The organism is Thalassorhabdus alkalitolerans, from assembly GCF_042656525.1.
GTDB classification, from domain to species: Bacteria; Bacillota; Bacilli; order Bacillales; family Marinococcaceae; genus Thalassorhabdus; species Thalassorhabdus alkalitolerans.
This window is the reverse complement of record NZ_JBHSOZ010000003.1, coordinates 694,835-712,184: the sequence shown is the minus strand read 5'-3', so window position 1 is coordinate 712,184 and position 17,350 is coordinate 694,835. Positions and strand designations below refer to the sequence as shown.

At 40.7% G+C, this 17,350-nt stretch carries 20 protein-coding genes; 16 read left to right on the top strand and 4 right to left on the bottom strand.

Going from position 1 to position 17,350, the window contains the following annotated elements; all coding sequences use genetic code 11:
- Positions 1–177: 177 nt before the first annotated feature.
- The 7 genes from ACFPU1_RS06210 (at position 178) to ACFPU1_RS06180 (ending at position 5,029) form a co-directional block, all read left to right on the top strand.
- A complete protein-coding gene (locus ACFPU1_RS06210) occupies positions 178–573 on the top strand; it encodes an HPr family phosphocarrier protein (RefSeq protein ID WP_385939504.1) in 396 nt (131 codons plus the stop codon).
- A gap of 77 nt (positions 574–650) precedes the next feature.
- On the top strand, positions 651–1,508 hold the full coding sequence (locus ACFPU1_RS06205; RefSeq protein ID WP_385939502.1) for an SDR family NAD(P)-dependent oxidoreductase: 858 nt from the start codon (positions 651–653) through the stop codon (positions 1,506–1,508).
- A 58-nt stretch (positions 1,509–1,566) separates the two neighbouring features.
- Complete coding sequence (locus ACFPU1_RS06200) at positions 1,567–1,797, top strand: hypothetical protein (protein WP_232725490.1); 231 nt, start codon at positions 1,567–1,569, stop codon at positions 1,795–1,797.
- A gap of 14 nt (positions 1,798–1,811) precedes the next feature.
- The gene (locus ACFPU1_RS06195; protein ID WP_385939500.1) at positions 1,812–2,111 is read left to right on the top strand and encodes a spore coat protein; all 300 of its coding nucleotides are present in this window, start codon (positions 1,812–1,814) and stop codon (positions 2,109–2,111) included.
- A gap of 200 nt (positions 2,112–2,311) precedes the next feature.
- A complete protein-coding gene (locus tag ACFPU1_RS06190) occupies positions 2,312–3,433 on the top strand; it encodes a cysteine desulfurase family protein (RefSeq protein ID WP_054635168.1) in 1,122 nt (373 codons plus the stop codon).
- A gap of 83 nt (positions 3,434–3,516) precedes the next feature.
- Positions 3,517–4,263, top strand: a complete 747-nt coding sequence (map, locus tag ACFPU1_RS06185; RefSeq protein WP_054635169.1) for a type I methionyl aminopeptidase — start codon at positions 3,517–3,519, stop codon at positions 4,261–4,263.
- Between the two features lie 367 nt (positions 4,264–4,630).
- Positions 4,631–5,029, top strand: coding sequence for an MEDS domain-containing protein (locus tag ACFPU1_RS06180; protein ID WP_385939497.1), 399 nt, complete (start codon positions 4,631–4,633; stop codon positions 5,027–5,029).
- 180 nt (positions 5,030–5,209) lie between these two features.
- Here the strand turns inward: ACFPU1_RS06180 and ACFPU1_RS06175 are convergent, their stop codons facing one another.
- Positions 5,210–6,211, bottom strand: coding sequence for a DoxX family membrane protein (locus ACFPU1_RS06175; RefSeq protein ID WP_385939495.1), 1,002 nt, complete (start codon positions 6,209–6,211; stop codon positions 5,210–5,212).
- A gap of 171 nt (positions 6,212–6,382) precedes the next feature.
- On the opposite strand from ACFPU1_RS06175, the gene ACFPU1_RS06170 reads away from it, so the two are divergent.
- The 3 genes from ACFPU1_RS06170 (at position 6,383) to ACFPU1_RS06160 (ending at position 7,559) form a co-directional block, all read left to right on the top strand.
- A complete protein-coding gene (locus ACFPU1_RS06170; RefSeq protein WP_385939493.1) occupies positions 6,383–6,742 on the top strand; it encodes a SpoIIAA family protein in 360 nt (119 codons plus the stop codon).
- Positions 6,743–7,045: 303 nt separating this feature from the next.
- Positions 7,046–7,246, top strand: a complete 201-nt coding sequence (locus ACFPU1_RS06165) for a hypothetical protein (protein ID WP_385939491.1) — start codon at positions 7,046–7,048, stop codon at positions 7,244–7,246.
- A gap of 13 nt (positions 7,247–7,259) precedes the next feature.
- Positions 7,260–7,559 carry a spore coat protein gene (locus ACFPU1_RS06160; RefSeq protein WP_385939489.1) on the top strand — a complete coding sequence of 100 codons (300 nt, stop codon included), beginning with the start codon at positions 7,260–7,262 and terminating at the stop codon, positions 7,557–7,559.
- A 181-nt stretch (positions 7,560–7,740) separates the two neighbouring features.
- On the opposite strand, the gene ACFPU1_RS06155 is transcribed toward ACFPU1_RS06160, so the two are convergent.
- Positions 7,741–8,610: an N-formylglutamate amidohydrolase gene (locus ACFPU1_RS06155; protein WP_385939487.1), complete on the bottom strand. Its 870-nt coding sequence runs from the start codon at positions 8,608–8,610 to the stop codon at positions 7,741–7,743.
- Between the two features lie 198 nt (positions 8,611–8,808).
- Here ACFPU1_RS06155 and ACFPU1_RS06150 point away from each other — a divergent pair, with 198 nt between their 5' ends.
- Positions 8,809–9,183: a hotdog family protein gene (locus tag ACFPU1_RS06150; RefSeq protein WP_385940480.1), complete on the top strand. Its 375-nt coding sequence runs from the start codon at positions 8,809–8,811 to the stop codon at positions 9,181–9,183.
- Positions 9,184–9,314: 131 nt separating this feature from the next.
- Complete coding sequence (gene hmpA, locus ACFPU1_RS06145; RefSeq protein ID WP_385939485.1) at positions 9,315–10,562, top strand: NO-inducible flavohemoprotein; 1,248 nt, start codon at positions 9,315–9,317, stop codon at positions 10,560–10,562.
- 350 nt (positions 10,563–10,912) lie between these two features.
- Here the strand turns inward: hmpA and ACFPU1_RS06140 are convergent, their stop codons facing one another.
- Complete coding sequence (locus ACFPU1_RS06140; RefSeq protein ID WP_385939483.1) at positions 10,913–11,791, bottom strand: LysR family transcriptional regulator; 879 nt, start codon at positions 11,789–11,791, stop codon at positions 10,913–10,915.
- A 115-nt stretch (positions 11,792–11,906) separates the two neighbouring features.
- Between ACFPU1_RS06140 and ACFPU1_RS06135 the strand changes: the two genes are divergently transcribed.
- Together ACFPU1_RS06135 and aceA are read left to right on the top strand one after the other, a co-directional pair.
- A complete protein-coding gene (locus tag ACFPU1_RS06135; protein ID WP_054635405.1) occupies positions 11,907–13,127 on the top strand; it encodes an MFS transporter in 1,221 nt (406 codons plus the stop codon).
- Positions 13,128–13,522: 395 nt separating this feature from the next.
- Entirely contained in the window at positions 13,523–14,809 is a 1,287-nt protein-coding gene (aceA, locus tag ACFPU1_RS06130; protein WP_385939481.1) for an isocitrate lyase, read from the top strand.
- A gap of 290 nt (positions 14,810–15,099) precedes the next feature.
- Here aceA and ACFPU1_RS06125 read toward each other — a convergent pair whose 3' ends face one another.
- Entirely contained in the window at positions 15,100–15,825 is a 726-nt protein-coding gene (locus ACFPU1_RS06125; protein ID WP_385939479.1) for a hypothetical protein, read from the bottom strand.
- A 471-nt stretch (positions 15,826–16,296) separates the two neighbouring features.
- Between ACFPU1_RS06125 and ACFPU1_RS06120 the strand changes: the two genes are divergently transcribed.
- Entirely contained in the window at positions 16,297–16,659 is a 363-nt protein-coding gene (locus ACFPU1_RS06120) for a 2Fe-2S iron-sulfur cluster-binding protein (RefSeq protein ID WP_385939477.1), read from the top strand.
- A gap of 49 nt (positions 16,660–16,708) precedes the next feature.
- The gene (locus tag ACFPU1_RS06115; protein WP_385939475.1) at positions 16,709–17,344 is read left to right on the top strand and encodes an IMEF encapsulin system ferritin-like cargo protein; all 636 of its coding nucleotides are present in this window, start codon (positions 16,709–16,711) and stop codon (positions 17,342–17,344) included.
- Positions 17,345–17,350: the final 6 nt, after the last annotated feature.

Genomic DNA, 17,350 nt, shown 5'->3' with positions numbered 1-17,350 from the left:
TATAGAAATCATTCATCAAAAGCTTCTTCAGCTATAGTAAAGAACTATAATAATTATTGGTCAATTCGTAATAATTAGAATGTTTTTCTTCTGTGAACATTCCTTACGAAAGGGTAGAATTACCCAGAATTTAGGCTTATAATGGGTATGGATTTCATGGAAGGGAGAATGATCTCAATGGAGCGGCAGGAAAGTTTGTCGTTATTTAGAGGCTTGAGCGTTCATAAGGTAGTTGAATTTGTACATTTAAATGAGCAGTATGACAGTGATTTGTTTTTTGAAAAGAAGGAAAAGATGGCTAACGGAAAAAGTATTCTAGGGATGATGTCTCTTTTAACCACTGTGCGTGTAGGAGAGATTGTGAACGTAAAAGCAAAGGGCGATGATGCTGACCAATTGGTGAATGCCATCGTTACGTTTGTAGAGCAGGCCGACCTTGGTGAGGAGCTTCTCGATTACTATGAAGAAGAAGGCGTGGAAACCGTTGAAAAAGCGATGACGTCTTCGTTGACATGCTGGTCTCCTGACGTGAGAAATCTTGCGAAATCATATTTAAAAACGACAAGACATTAATTATAGAGCGTAACGGCGTCCTGGAAAGGACGTCTTTTTCTTTACAGGCATAAAATAATAAAGAGAAGAGGATATTTATGACAGAGAGGGTAGTGCTTATTACCGGTAGTGGGAGAGGGATTGGAATGGAAACGGCCCTGCTGTTTGCGAGCAAGGGGTGGAAAGTCATTGCCGGCATAAGAAATGAGAAAGCAAATTCACCACTGTATGTTCGGGCAAAGGACTTGAAGATGCTTGAATACATACATTTTAAAAAACTTGATGTTACAAGCACTGACATTCAAGAAGAAGTCAAGGCTGTGATTAAGGAAGCAGGAAGGATCGATGTCCTTGTTAATAATGCAGGGTATGCTGCAGCAGGTTATTTGGAGAATTTTCCAGTAGAGGAGTTAAGACAGCAATTTGAAACCAACGTATTTGGCGTGGCAGCAGTTACGCAGGGTGTTCTTCCTTCTATGCGAGAAAGTGAAGGAGGACGGATCATCAACATAAGCAGCGTAAGCGGTATCATTCCTTTTCCTGTAATTGGCCCTTATGCGGCCTCTAAGCATGCATTAGAGGCCATGACAGAGTCGTTAAGCTACGAGCTGGAAGGTACTGGTATTGAAGCCTTTTTACTTGAGCCCGGCTCCTTTCAAACCGATATTTGGGAAAAAGGATCAGTACAATGGTCTAAGAGAAAAGAAAAGAGCAGGCAGAACAGAAAGGAAGAGGCCCTGGTTTCAGATATCCTGGCAAGAAAAAATTCCTTTCAAGACCCTCACATGGTGGCAGAGGCAGTCTATAAAGCAGCAACAAGAAAGAAAGTTCCTTTCCGGGTACAGGTTGGTAAAGGGATTCAAGGCATGATTCTTCTTCGAAGGTTTCTTCCTTTTTCTCTTTGGAAAAAGCTTGTCCTCAGGCAGCTGAGACAGCGAACGGGCGTAAAAAACTGACAACAAATGTTTCCATGGATAAGGAGGAAAGAAAGACAAATACTACCTAGGAGATATTATGAGCAAGAGAGGGGTAAGAGTGATGAAACATGAACTGACAACCAAAGAGCTTGCATTTATTGAAGATGAAATTCGCGCAGAGGAGATTATTGCAAAGACAATGAACTGGTGTGCTGCTCAATGCAGCGATCATGATCTTCGCTCCATGCTCGAAGACCTTGCTGAAGTGCATCAGTTCAATATTGCCGATTTGTCTCAGTATTTTAATAAATCCAGAATGGTTCAATAAAGGAGGCGTTCGTTATGCCTAATAATATTGAGGGCCGCGGGCTTACGGATCGTGAATTAGTGCAGCTTTGTTTAGAACTTGAAAAAGGCCGGTGCCGAAGCATCAGCAATACCCTATTAGAGACAAGCCACGGGGAGCTTCGGGAAATTTACCATCAATGGTTTGATACGTGCAGCGTGAATCAGTATAAATTGTTTGAGCAAATGGAAGGAAAAGGATGGTACAAGACAGCGGCGGCTACCCCTGCACAGATAGAAGAAGTGCAGGAATTTATGCAGAACAACCTCCATCCTGATGATCATTTTGATGCATAAGCTGCCAGGGGGCTGCCAATGAGCAGTCTCTTTTTTGTTCGTTAAGGAAACACGAAAAAACAGTTTTCCTTGCTGGAAGGGGAGGAAAAAAGCTGCTTGCTGTGAATTCTTTTCTACACTTTGATATGATTAAAATAAAGAAACATACATATTTGGTAATTTCCCAGCTAAGGAAGAATTTAATTAAAAGGTGAGTAGATATGGAAAACATTTATTTAGATTATAATGCCAGCACTCCTCTTGACCCCGGAGTCAAAGAAGCGATGCTGCCCTTGATGGACGCTCATTTCGGAAATCCGTCCGCTTCCCATTATGCAGCCATGGGAGCAAAAAAGGCAGTTGAAACAGCAAGAAAGCAAGTGGCAGGGCTGATCAACAGTACAGCAGGCGAAATTATTTTTACAAGCGGCGGGACGGAATCTAATAACCATGTATTAAAAGGGGTTCTCCAGTCTAGTAAAGATAAAGGCAATCATATTGTTACAACAAACATTGAACACCCGGCTATCGGAAATACGTGCAAGTTTCTTGAGGGTGAAGGGGCGGATGTAACCTATGTTCCTGTGGATGAAACGGGCAGAGTAGACCCGCTTGCCATTGAGGAAGCAATAACGGAGAATACGATACTTGTGACAGTGATGCACGCTAATAATGAAACTGGCATGATTCAGCCTATCAAAGAAATCAGTGAGATCTGCAAACGCAGTCAAGTGTATTTTCATACTGACGCAGCTCAGTCGGCAGGCAAGGTCCCTATCGATGTCCAGGATGCTCAAGTGGATTTCCTCAGTCTGGCAGGTCATAAACTGTATGCTCCAAAAGGTATTGGAGCGTTATATATCAGGGAAGGCATTGAGATTGAGTCTTTGGTTCATGGAGCGGGCCATGAAATGGGCAAACGAGCTGGCACGGAGAATGTAATTCTTGCTGCTGGACTTGGTAAGGCATGTGAACTGGCCAAACGCAGTGAGGGAGAACAGGAGCGTATCAAGAAGCTTCGGGATTACTTTTGGGTAGAATTAAAAACCTCGTTTGGAGAAGACATATCGTTAAATGGAAAGCTCAATCACCTTCTTCCCAATACATTGAATGTAAACTTTCACCATCGTGCAGGCCAGGATGTTCTTCAGGCTGTGCCTGAAATTGCAGCTTCCACAGGTTCAGCATGCCACGCTGGAAGTGTCGACCTTTCCCCTGTACTCCGGGCCATGGGAGTAGAAGAAGAAAGGGGGATGGGAGCGGTGCGCTTCAGCCTGGGAAGGTTTACAACAAAAGAAGAGATTGATCAGGCCCTATCCTTATTGAAAACACGAATTCAGTAATATCCTTAGTTCAAACAAAAGAAGCAACGTAATGTAAGGAAGCATATACTATAAGAACATGTTGAAAACAAGGAGACAGGAAGATGGTTACCTTAAAGTCAGAAAGAGAAATTAAGCAAATGGAAGAGGCAGGTAAGCTGTTAGCCTCCTGCCACAGAGAGCTTGCAAAGCTCATCAAACCGGGGATTACTACACATGAGATTGACAAGTTTGTAGAAAAGTATTTAAAAAAGCACGGGGCCACTCCAGAACAAAAAGGGTACCAGGGATATAAGTATGCTACGTGTGCCTCCATTAATGATGAAATCTGCCATGGGTTTCCCCGGAAGAAGCCTCTTCAAAATGGGGATATTGTGACAATAGACATGGTTGTGAACCTGAATGGGGGACTGGCTGATTCAGCGTGGACATATGAAGTGGGTGAGGTTTCTGAAGAAGTGAAGCACCTATTAGAAGTGACAAAAACTTCTTTATACAAAGGGATTGAAAAGGCTGTATCAGGTAATCGGATTGGTGATATTGGGCATGCCATTCAATCATACGTAGAGGAACAGGGGTTTTCTGTTGTGAGGGATTTTACCGGCCATGGTATAGGGCCTACCATCCATGAAGGACCACAAATTCCCCATTTTGGTTCTCCGGGCAAAGGTCAGAGATTGAAGGAAGGCATGGTTATAACGATTGAACCGATGGTTAATATGGGAAAGTGGATGAGCAAGCTCGATAAAAACGGCTGGACGGCAAGAACGACTGATGGGTCTCTTTCAGCCCAGTATGAGCACACTCTTGCCATCACGGCGAATGGTCCTCGAATACTGACGGAGCAATGAATAGGTGCCTTCTTTTTTTTATGAAGAAAGAAGGCACCTTTACTTGGATTGCATAGTAGGAGCTTGAGGTAAGTTTTAAAATGTCTATTTAAGAGAACCAACAGCCAGATATAATTCAGTCTAAAATAAAAAATAGTTTAAATTAATTATTTATAACTTTTGGAATATTGTGTAAAATATAAATATAGAAGTGGTTTAGGACCCTGGTGAAAAAAATGGCATAAGAGGGGATGGAGAAAAGTGCGGAAATTGCAGGAAGCAGAGTTAGACTTGCAGCAGGGCGACGGTCATATTTTGTACGTGTTTCAAGATACTGAGAAGTATATTAACAATGCTCTTGCATTTATTAAGAAATGAGAGAATTACTGTGAAGCTGAATGAGAGGTTGAAAGCCTGTTTGTCTCCTGAGGACTGGAAAGATGTAAGTTTTGTCAGCAACTTTGAGTTTTACTATATAAGTGAGGATTTCCACGTGCCCTCTATTATCTCTACATTTGCCAGGAAGTTGTCTCCTCATTTGGACCAAAATCGGACAGTGCGAACCTGGGCTCATGTGGAATGGGGCGCAAGAGATGACATTGCTTCTAAGATCACTTCCTTTGAACATTTGGCAGATGAAGGGGTTAGGGAGATGAAAGTAGTCTCTGTCTGTGCTTATAATGAACGTGACATTTGTGAAAGACTCGAGGAAAAATTATGTACAAGCCATCAGTTTAAAATGACAGATGATGAAATGAAACGTTCCCCGATTTACCTAAGAAAATAATCATGAATGCCAGATCAATAGATACCACCTAATCATTAATTTTGTATAACTCTGTGAAAGGCAGGTGTTGGTGTAAGACGGTTAGGCCCTCATTTTATTCCTCCCTTTTCAGATGGAAAGGGAGGAGTGAAGCAAGGGAAAGCCGCCAGCAGATCAACTGCAGCCTTTTACAGAGTTTTTTTAAGCAAAACGATAATAAATGAGCAGAATGGTCGCCAGCACAAAGATGAAGTTTAAGAAAACAAAGATCATTTGTTCAATAACGGTTTTGTGAATCTTAACAGGCGGCCGGTAAAAAGAGGTCCCTTCAATAATAAAGAGAACGAGGATAATGTGGATCATCGCATGTCCAACTAATTCAAGAGCGCCAAACAGCATCGTTGTGGACATGAAAATTCCAGTAAGGACTATGGCAAGAAGCCTGTTTAAGATCCCGACTACAAGAAGATACCCCACAATAAATTCTATAAACGCAGCCATGACAATGAAGATTTCCGGCGGAAACCCAAAGGTCGGTACATTATGGTTAACAATAATATCAATCGTCATAGATGGGTATACAAGCTTTTCCACAGCTACCCAGCATAGAGACAATCCTGTGGCTAAATAAAGAAACGGAAAACTCCACTTTTCGTAATTTGTGCCTGCAATAAGAAATATAATGAATATAGGCAGGTAGAAAGCATAGTCCAGCATGTGGAAGATTCCAAAGTCATATACTACGATACTGAACATTCCTAAAAGGATCACAGCGGCTGTTTTTGTTGCCAGGAAGTTTGGGACAAATAGGAGGATAATTGCAATCCAGGCAAGGACCGGGAACCAATTCGGCTGTTGATGCAATTCAGGAGCAAACAATGACCCTGAAAGGACTTGAATAATTAGAACAATCGCTGTTCCGTACCGCAAAATACTCATGTTGTACTTTCTGTAATCATCCATCTTATTATCTATCTTCTGAACAATATCCCATTTCATCATTTTTGGGACGATTTGGGGGAGAATAGCAAGGACAAAGGCAGTAAAAATCGTCATAAACATAAAAAATGGAGTAATGATGTTTTCTATCGATTCTTTTACTGGTTCTTCATTTGTGAACCATTTCACATGTGCGTCAGCAAAAAACGGTGTAAAAAAAAGACCTAACAGCACGATTGCTGTGATCCAGTATTTATTGATCATAATTCACCTCAATGAAATTGTTTTATTATTGAACTGCTTTTCCAGCATAACATACGAATCCATGTTTGTGATCTTCTTCACAAATAGTTCAAAAATCTATATTTTTCATGATTACATCCTCTGTCATCGTGAAATAGAAGTACTATTAATATTTTAAAAGAGGTGAGAGCCGTGAACCAGAAACTCGAATGGAGTACTGAAAATATTCTTGCCTATGAAATTGACAGTAAGGTTACAGAAGATGAGTATAAAGAGCTTGTAGACGAGGTTGAAAGGAAAATGGATGAATATGAGAGTATCAGGATATTTGTCAGAGTGCCTGATTTGGAAGGGGCAGACGTTTCAACCTTAAATGACCGCGTTAAGTTTTTGAAAGATAATGATTTAAAACAAATTGAAAAATATGCTCTTGTCGGAGATCAGAAGACACTAAAGGCAGCGGCAAAAGGTATGGATAAGCTCACAGGAGCCAATGTCCGTTCCTTTGATTTGGAAGAGGAACAAGAAGCAAAGAACTGGGTTGTTTCCTAGGAGAAAAAAGTAATATAAGCGTGGTACGAGGAATCGTTCCACGCTTATTTAAATTTAATAAAAGAGAAGTGACAGATAAATGGCAACGACCATTTCAAACTTGAACCTTAAGATTGTAAATGGCATCCAGGCGAAAAGCATCCGTTTTTTCTAATTTAATTTGAAAGAAAGCAAAAGAAAGAAGTGATTGCACGAAACTGAGCCAGTAACGAGAGAAACTACTGGCCCCGATCACCGTTAAGGGTTTAAGCAAACGAGGATCGGGTAATTCCATTATTGTAGTTAAACTTAGGAGGTGGAAATGTGGCAAAGTCATCCTATGCTAAACATGAAATTTTGGAAGTGCATGAAATATTAACTGTTAAGTCTGCTTGTGCAGCGAAGTCTTCCCTGATGCAAGGGCTTGCTTCTGATAAAAAGCTTAAACAACTATTAGAAGAAGATGCAAAAATCTCCCAGGATGCAATTAGTGAGTTAAAAGGTATTTTAGAAGAGGCAAAGTAAGGAGGGTGTTAAAATGGCAAGTATTTTAGATAAATTGAATAATAAAGAGTTAATGACAGATGAGGTGATTGCTACTGACATGCTTGTTTCTGCTAAGGCTGCAGTGAGAAGCTATTCTGTTGCAATCACAGAAACCGCCAGTCCTGAAATCCATAAAGTATTAAAAAAACAATTAAATGACGCAATTGACCTTCACCATAAAATAGCCACTTATATGATCGAGAATGATATGTACCATGCGTATGATATTAAAGAGCAAGTAGAGCATGATCTCAAAAAAGCTGATGTAGCGTTGGACATGCCAACGAAATAAAAGATGGTAGCATCTAAGTTTCCAAGCAGACTGTTGTCCTTTTTATATTCAACGGTCTGCTTGTTTTTTTACGTAAAAGGATGCCTTCCAGCTTTTTTCGATTCTATTACATAAAGACTTTGGTAGTGTGAATCATGATGGCATTGCCCAATATTAATATAATAATTTAGAGTTTAAAGGCTTACAGCAGGCGTCTACAGATTGGCGGTGGAGGAGAAAGAAATCCTTCTTTAGGAGCAGCTTTCCACAAAGCCGTTTCTACCCTGTGGCCTCCACAAAAGGGTATGGATCCGGACTGATTCGACAATAACGCAGCAGCAACTGAATGAGAATTTATAATATCGGCAAGACCGTTGTACACTTGCAAGAAGGCGCCTATATTATCTCTTGGATCACGATACTTCTGATTGATCTCTACCTGAACAGCAGGAGTCGCCAACTGTGCCCAGGAAAAGTGGGTAATTGTATCAGGGTTTTCTGCAGGGAAAGTGTCATTTTCTCTGACATCAGTAATGCCATGCCTTGAAAAAAGATTCATAAACTCCTCTACTCTCCCGGAATGAAGAGATTTTCCATACACCGTTCCAAGATCAATATCAAAATCATGATCCCGTCCTGCTCCGTGGAGGTCTATTACCAACTGGATATCATATTGGGAAATGATGCGTGTCATTGCTTCTTTAAATAAGCCGCCTTCAGCATAATTAGCATCCTCAGCCCTTTTTGTAGAGTACAAGTAATGAACATCTGTTTTCTCATGAAGAAGAAAGCCTAAGGCCCCTGTATAAATTTCAGCTGCTTTTTCCTCCCCTTCACGGAGGTGAACAACTGAATGGGGAGCTGTGATAAGTATTGGAGTGGAGCCTGGCCGGTATTCAAAAGGCAGAGAGTGATCCACGTTTCCATTGTAGTCGTTATCGGCAAACGGTTCTTCAAGGGTAAGTATATCTTCTAACGTAATATCCTGATCTTGAGCAGTGCTGGCATGGGCCTGTTCAGGGATAAGGAGAAGGTGTAATGCAATAAATAGTACTACATATAAAGATTTCACTTCTGTCCTCCGTACGTATGAGTATTTTCATTTATTGTAAACTGAAGAAAACCTTGCGTGCAAGGTCATAAAATAGAAGTAGAACAAGTAGAGGATTCAAGAGCTTATCCGGATTTCCAGTCCTGTGCGAGCAGGAAATTAAGAGATTACAGCGTAATTGTAAAGGGAGGGAACAAGGAAAGGAAGGGGATATGGAAGATGGTACAGGTCGGTGATGTTATTACGTTTAAAAAATTTTTTACAACGGAAGATGTACGTTTATTTACGGAAATTTCAGGTGATGAAGGAAGCCACCATATTCATCCCGATGAAGAGGGACGCTTAATTGTCCAGGGTTTGTTAACTGCTACACTGCCAACAAAAGTAGGAGGAGAACATAACGTGCTGGCCCGGAATATGAACTTTGAATTTATCAGGCCGGTTTACACAAATGATGTCATCGAATGTAAAGTGAAAATAGAACAATTATCAGAGGAAGAGAAGAAGTATGTTATTTCTTCCACGTTTTCATGCAGGAATCAGAGAAATGAAGTAGTCTTGAAAGGTGGATTTTCAGGAATTATCAGGAAATAAGCATCATCTGTTCACCTGCTTTTTAACATAATAAAGAGAATATTCATTGTTAAAAAACAGTTTTAATGTTGTAATAAAAATAAAGGTTTAAATATGCATTTCAAATACATATTTAAATGGAGGGGGATTCTATGACTGCAAAAAACAAATTAAGTGAGGAAACCATAGCAATTATTAAAAGCACAGTTCCTGTACTGGCAGAACATGGGGAGGCTATAACGAAACAGTTCTATCATCTTCTTTTTACCAATCATCCTGAACTGTTACATATGTTTAATCACGTGAACCAATCAGAAGGCAAGCAGCAGAGAGCGCTGGCCCAATCGATTTATGCGGCGGCTGCCCATATAGACAAATTAGATGAAATTCTTCCAGTTGTGAAACAAATCGCCCATAAGCACCGAAGCCTGCAAGTAAAAGCAGAACATTACCCGATTGTGGGGAAGTATTTACTTATTGCAATGAAAGATGTGCTGCAAGAGGCAGCTACCGACGAAATTCTTGATGCCTGGGGAGAGGCGTACAGTGTGATTGCTGACGTTTTTATAGCAGTCGAGAAAGAAATGTATGAAGAGGCTGAAAATCAGGCAGGGGGCTGGGAAGGCTTTAGAAGTTTTCTGGTTATCGATAAGGTTAAAGAGAGCGAAGTCATTACCTCTTTCTATCTTCAGCCGGCCGATGGAGAACGTCTTGCTTCCTACAGGCCTGGCCAATATGTTTCCGTTAAGGCAATAATAGAGGAAGAAGAATATAATCATATTCGTCAGTACAGTTTATCTGAGGTGCCTGGCAGGCATTATTATCGTATCAGCGTGAAAAGAGAGGATGGAAGGGAAACACCTGCTGGCATTGTTTCCAATTACCTGCACCATTCGATTGAGCCTGGTGATAAGGTAGAGCTTACCGCCCCGGCTGGAGACTTTTTTTTCGACAAAGCAAGCAGTCGGCCAGCTGTTTTCTTAAGTGGTGGTGTAGGGCAGACGCCATTAGTAAGCATGTTCAAGACTGCAGCAGAAGATTCACCAACAAAAGACATTACCTACATCCATGCTGCTCTAAACAGCAGCGTGCATGCTTTTGATCAGGAGATCAGAGACACAGCAGATAGAAACGAGAAGATTTCATATTACCTCTGCTATGAATTACCAAATGAATCTGACAAACAGAAGAAGGTATACGATAAAGAAGGCTTTATTGACGAAGAGTGGTTGAATTCTCTTGCAGTAAGCAGAGACGCAGAATTCTATTTTTGCGGACCTTTGCCTTTTATGAAAGCCATGTATTCTATACTGAAAGAATGGGGAGTACCGGAAGAAAGAACTCACTTTGAATTTTTCGGACCTTCAGACAACTTGGAACGGGAAGATAACAAACACTAGGTAGAATACAGACTATTAAAGCAGAAAACCACTGAATGCTTCATCCCGCATGTCTTCCACTAGATCGATAGCGGCAAAAGCAACATCATTCTCTTGAAGTTTACAGGCTGGACCACCGGCAAAACGACTTGATTCTGGTAATAGATTTGTCTTTGCTTGTACAAAAATCACGAGACGCCTGGGGAAAGGAAGAGCTGAGAATCGACCGGGATGATCATCACCGGTTAGCTGAAGCCTTTAGGTGCGTGCAAGTGTACCTTTGAACAACCACCCATTAGAATACTGAAACCAAAAAGGGCTCTCACTTAGGTGAGGGCTCTTCTCTTTAGACTGTGTTGCTGTCTCTTTTTTCAATGATTTACATGCTGATTGACCAAGAACGATAAAAAAGCTTTATTTGCTTTAGAAAGGTATGTCCCTTTCCTGTGTGAGAGTGCAAGGGTAAGAGAAAAAGGGGTTTCAAACGGAATTCCAACAAGGTCGCTGTCTTCACTAATAACCATTTTTAAAAAAATCGTTATTCCTAACCCTTTACGGGTTAATGATTTAGCCATTGAAATTTGATTGGTTTCAAAAGCGATATGAGGGGATCTGCCTGTTGCCTGCTCAATTTTATGGATGATGTTTCGCTGATAATACCCTTCTTTAAACAAAACAAGGGGCTCTGTAAGCAGTTGATCATATGAAATGGAAGATAACGAAGCAAAGGGATGAGAATCAGGTACGACAACCATCATTTCCTCTCTTAGAAAGGGGTGTGTGATTAAATCTTCGGTCGCATCATCCATAACAATTGTCCCCAAATCGATATTTCCTTCTCTGATATCATCACGGATGCGAGTAGTTCCAGCCTCATAAATCGACAATTCTAATTGAGGATATTTTTTCTTAAAGGCAACAAATTGTTCAGGAAAATAAAAAGAACCCACCATGGAAGGAAGGCCAATCCTCACTCTTCCAGTTTTAAGCCCCTTCAATTCTTCCATTTCCAATACAGCCTGTTCCATTTGATTCAGAATGGAAGTAGCATGGGCAAATAATCTCTTCCCTTCTTCGGTCAGCTGAATCGTTCGTTCCTCTCTCGCAAAAAGGGGAATCCCAATTTCATCTTCCAGGTTTTTTACAGATTTACTCACTGCTGGCTGGGCAATATGTAATTGCTTAGCAGCTTTCGTAAAGCTTTTTTGCACAGCGACTTCGACAAAATGACGCAGCTGCCTTGATTCCATGTTATCCCTCTTTCTTTTCATTCTTAAAAGTTATAGAAACTATAAATATTATATATTTTATTTATGGAAAATACCATGCTAGCATAAGAAGAGAGATATGAAGGAAGGGAATCAAATGATTGAATTAAAAACAAAAGCATTTTGGCAGGCAACACTTGCTTTAGGTCTGTCTTCTATTCTGATATTTGCTAATATCTATTATCCTCAGCCTCTTCTCCCATTGTTTTCCGAGGAGTTTCAAGTAACACCTGTTGTCTCAAGTTTAGCCATCTCCCTGGCGCTACTTGGTCTTGGAGTAAGTTTTTTTCTATACAGTGCGTTATCGGATGCGTACGGGAGAAAAATCATTATTATGGCTGCCATGACGCTTGGCACGCTTGCTACCTTTGCTATAGCTATTGCTCCAAGCTTTGAAGTGCTCCTTTTCATAAGAGTTATCCAGGCGATAGCATTGGCCGGGATACCTACAGCATGTATGGCGTATATAAGTGAAGAGTATTCCACAAAGGGTGTAGCAGTTGCAATTGGTATATTTATAAGCGCAAACAGCATTGGGGGAATGGGAGGAAGGCTTCTCAGTGGTGTAGTAACAGATTTCACCGATTGGCGCACAGCCTTTGCCGTAATGGGTGTACTCAGCGTCCTCATCCTATCCATTGTTGCTGTAACCTTGCCCTCCTCCAGGAACTTTCAGTCGAAGCCGTTAGAGCTGAAAGGACTCTTTCTAAACAATTGGGAGCATCTGAAAAATAAGCCGATGCGATATGCATATATTATTGGCGGGTTACATTTCTTTGTTTTTATGGGGATCTTTAACTTTGTGACCTACTTATTAAGCGGACCGCCTTTTTACGTATCAACATCTGTTTTGGGCATTTTATATTTAACCTATATTGCCGGGACGGTCAGTTCAACACTAGCAGGAAAAGCAGCAGAGCGGCTGGAGCAGACAACCATTATGCTCATTGGCATTTCCTTGATGGTAATAAGCTTACTTGTTACTTTAGTACCGAGCTTTCCAATGATTGTAGTTGCACTCTTAATCTTAAGCTTCGGGTTTTTCTTTGTTCATTCAACCTCCAGTTCCTGGGTGACAAAGCATGCGGACTTCGCTAAAGCCAGTGCATCGGGATTATATCTTACCTCTTATTATTTAGGAGGAGGAATTGGCAGTTTTTATTATGGATGGTTATGGAGCCAGTTTGCATGGAACGGTGTCATAGCAGGGTCACTCGTGATTTTGTGCATTACAAGCTTTTACACAAGAAGGTTAAAGCAAATTGAAAAAAAGGAAAGGTCCATTGATTCTGCTGAACACGCAGTGAATCATGGGTAAATAACAGAAGAGGGGTCGCAAAATTTTAACTTTTGGCGACACCCTCTTTTTTTGGCTTTTTTTATAGTGTGAGGATAATCACTGTATTAAAACAGAAGGTATTATAAAATGGTTGTATGATATGGAAATGTCTTGTAAATGCCTTTAAATAAGGGGTCAAAAAAACAGAAAATTTAAACTTTTAGTAAATCGCTAAAAATTAGAAAATAAAGGTTGCCAAATTTTATGGTCTGTTATAACATAAAGACATCAAATAATAACTGTATTAAAACAGATTGACACACAGGATTTACCAGCTTTTCAGCTTTGTTATTTGTGTTAAGACAGGGATTGGTCATCACTGCAAAGATCATTCTCTTTCTATAAAATCTTACTAATTAAGGGAGATGAGAGTTATGGGGAACTTAAAAGAGCAAGCACAGCAGCTGCAGCAACAGTGGGAGAATGAAGAGAGATGGAAAGGGATTGAGCGTCCTTATTCTGCTGAAGAAGTAGTCAAATTAAGAGGTTCATTGCAAATTGAACATACATTAGCAAAAAAAGGTTCTGAAAAGCTTTGGGATCTTATGCATAATGAGCCATATGTAAACGCTTTAGGAGCTCTTACTGGCGGGCAGGCAGTTCAGCAGGTAAAAGCAGGCTTAAAAGCAATCTACTTAAGCGGATGGCAAGTAGCAGCGGATGCTAACCTTGCAGGACAAATGTACCCGGATCAAAGCTTATACCCTGCAAACAGTGTGCCAAACGTAGTGAAGAGAATTAACCAATCCCTTCAGCGTGCAGACCAAATCCAGCACATGGAAGGCGAAGGTGACATCGATTACTTCGCTCCGATCGTGGCAGATGCAGAAGCAGGATTCGGCGGACAGCTTAACGTATTTGAACTAATGAAAGGCATGATTGAGGCTGGGGCATCTGGTGTACACTTTGAAGATCAGCTTGCATCTGAGAAGAAATGCGGCCACTTAGGCGGTAAGGTTCTTCTTCCTACTCAAAATGCTGTGAGAAACCTAATCTCTGCTCGTCTTGCTGCAGATGTAAGCGGTGTACCAACTGTACTAATCGCCCGTACAGATGCGGATGCAGCCGACCTTATTACAAGTGATATCGACCCTGCAGACAAAGAATTCATTACTGGAGAACGTACTCCAGAAGGATTCTACCGCACGAATGCAGGAATTGACCAAGCGATCGCTCGTGGTCTAGCTTATGCCCCGTATGCTGACTTAATCTGGTGCGAAACATCCAAGCCAAGTCTTGAAGAAGCTCAAAAGTTCGCGGATGCGATCCATGAGAAATTCCCTGGAAAAATGCTTGCATATAACTGCTCTCCATCATTCAACTGGGAAGCCAACCTTGATAAAGAAACAATCGAGAAGTATCAGGTTGAACTTGGTAAAATGGGATACAAATTCCAATTTGTTACTCTTGCCGGCTTCCATGCTCTTAACCACAGCATGTTCGAACTTGCTAGAGGCTACAAAGAGCGCGGTATGGGTGCTTACTCAGAGCTTCAGCAAGCAGAGTTTGCGAGCGAAGAGAAAGGATACACTGCTACTCGCCATCAGCGTGAAGTAGGTACAGGTTACTTTGATGAAGTTTCTCAAGTAATCTCAGGCGGTACTTCTTCTACAACTGCTTTAAAAGGTTCAACTGAAGAAGCACAATTCCAAAAGAACTAATTATATGCTTAGAAGAGGCTCCTTTCCTGGAAAGGAGCCTCAATTTTTAAGGAGTCCCGTGTTGAAAAACAAGGGATTTTCTTATTTCTTTTGTAATCACAAATTTACATAAAAGGTCAGTAACTTTTGCCCGTTGTGATAAAAGTGGTTTGTGATTTCCATATACGTTTTTACGAAAAGTCATGTTCTCATACTTGTTCGTTTGCCTGTATATGCTGAATATTGCCCCTACATCTGCGTGAATTATTGTCTATGAAAATTTTCCAACTGCCTTAAGGGAAAAGTGGCAGTTAGATGAAAGAAAGTAAAGCAGCGTAAAAGATCAGACCAACGGCAAATGCCCAGAAGTTGCTTTCTTTTTCCTCTGGCAGCTCTTCTTTTAACACATTTAAAATGATGCCCCCAGCTAAAAATGAAAAGAGCAATGTCACAATGTTTTCACCCATTGAAAAAATAAATCCCACCGTCCATCCAATGAGAACAGCAGCAGCTAACAGCCAGCGGCCATAATGATCATACATCCTTTGGTGGTCCTGTCTTAATCCTTGATCATTAGATAAAAAATGAAGAGAAAGGGCGAAAAAGTACAGGGTCAACTCAGTAACATTATTGGATTCCTCTTGAATTAACAAATAACCTATTAAAAAGTTATAAGTGAAAAAAGAAAACATATGAATCCAAAATAGCCATGGGAAAGGGTGCTTCTTAGCTTTTGAAGGTGTATTTCTAACGACTTTTCCCATTTTTTCTAATCCGTAAAAAACAGCAAGCCCAATCATTGCGACAAAATAAACAGGGTTGTCCATAAAAAGCCCGGAAGTGTCCCCGGAATTGAGTTCATATTGGTAGGCATTCAGCTCTGGAAGGATATGAATAAAGATGTATGCAACTGAAACGCCGCCCATTCCGGATAAAAGCTTACTCCTAGGAATGACATGTAAAAAGGTTAGATACTTAGAAGCTATGTGAACGGCCACAAAACCAAGGGCGCAAAGAAAGCTTAGTAGTACAATCATCATTTCCACCTCAATTACAACTTCCCTACCCAAAAGGAAGTGAATTTAAAAGCAAAACAAGAAGGAAAAAATAGGCGGCATATGGAAAATAATTAGAAAGAAGGCTCTTCCAAAGCTAATTTTTATGAATAATTGCTTGTACAAAAACGAGCAAGAAGCCTTCGGAAAAAGCTTCACATAATGGTTTTCACAAAAAAGAAACTGTGGTATTGCCCTTGGCATAGAACAAACTGTGAGTGCGGGTGTAGCGAAATATGAATGACTGTCACACTTGTGCCATTTGATGCAGTGAGCTCTTTTAACAAAAAACATAAAATGTGAGAAAGTCCTTAAAGAAAAAAGAGCAGGGCGACAGCCCGAGCGAAGAGATAACGTGCTAATATACTGTTTTTATTTGTAATATTGGCACAACAATGATAGGTTATCTAATAAGAAGGAGGGGTTACTATCAAAAAATTAACGGTTGGCTCCTTGAAGAAAGATGCTTCCGCAAGAAAAGACAGCTTCCCGTCAGCCCCTATTGAAAAGAAAAAGCCTCAAAAAAGGCCGATGAAGTCTGTCAGGCCTGATGTTAAAAATCAAAGAATAGTTTTATCCCAAAAAGGGAATAAATACTATGTTCAACCCGAAAAAGGGAAAGTTCTTCTCGACGCTGCCCTTAAGCAAAGCCAGGATGTTGATTACAAATGCCGAAAGGGAACTTGCGGTAAGTGTGCTGTTACGGTAGAAAGCGGAAAGGATTGGCTTATGCCGCCTTCTGAAAGAGAGCAGTCCAGGCTTAAAGAACAAGTGAACAAAGGCGTTCGCCTTGCGTGTCAGGCAGTAACCAGATGATAACTTTTACTTCAAACTTTATTTTAGGTAATCTGCAAAGGAGGATGTTATGACTACATATTTTCCACAGCTTTTAGAGATGTTTAAGCGAACAAAAGCCGCTTTGACTGATTTTATGGGCATTTTAGAGCCGGTTATTGAGAACGCGAAAGATGATCACGAGCGCCTTTACTATCATCATATTTATGAAGAGGAAGAGCATAGGTTCGACCGATTAGAATATTTAATGCCAAAACTTGAGCACTACATTGAAAATCCAGAAGCATATGTTCCAAATAACAATGATGCTATCCACCTTCTTCAGGATATAAGCCTGGAGAAATTTGGTCTTCATAACTTTTTAGAGCATCTGGATCTGGCTTTGTTTTCATTTAAAGGAACAGAGTATGAAGAAAAGCTTCAGGAAATGAGAAACGTAACGGCCAGTGATTATCAAACAATCAAAGAACTGATGACTGAGTTGAATGAACAGGCCGGGGGAAGTCCGAGCCTTGCAGCATCTGTCCCCACAGATGAAAAAGAAAATGGAAAAGATAACCTGAAAATTGAGATGTACACACAGCAGCCTTCAGACAATGGAGGAAGTGGAGAGAAGGGTAGCGTAGAGGTGGAAAGCTCTCCTGAGGAGACTCAAGAAAAAACAAGCTACAAAAAAAGACTTACTGTTGGAAGCCTAAAGAAATAAGGAGTG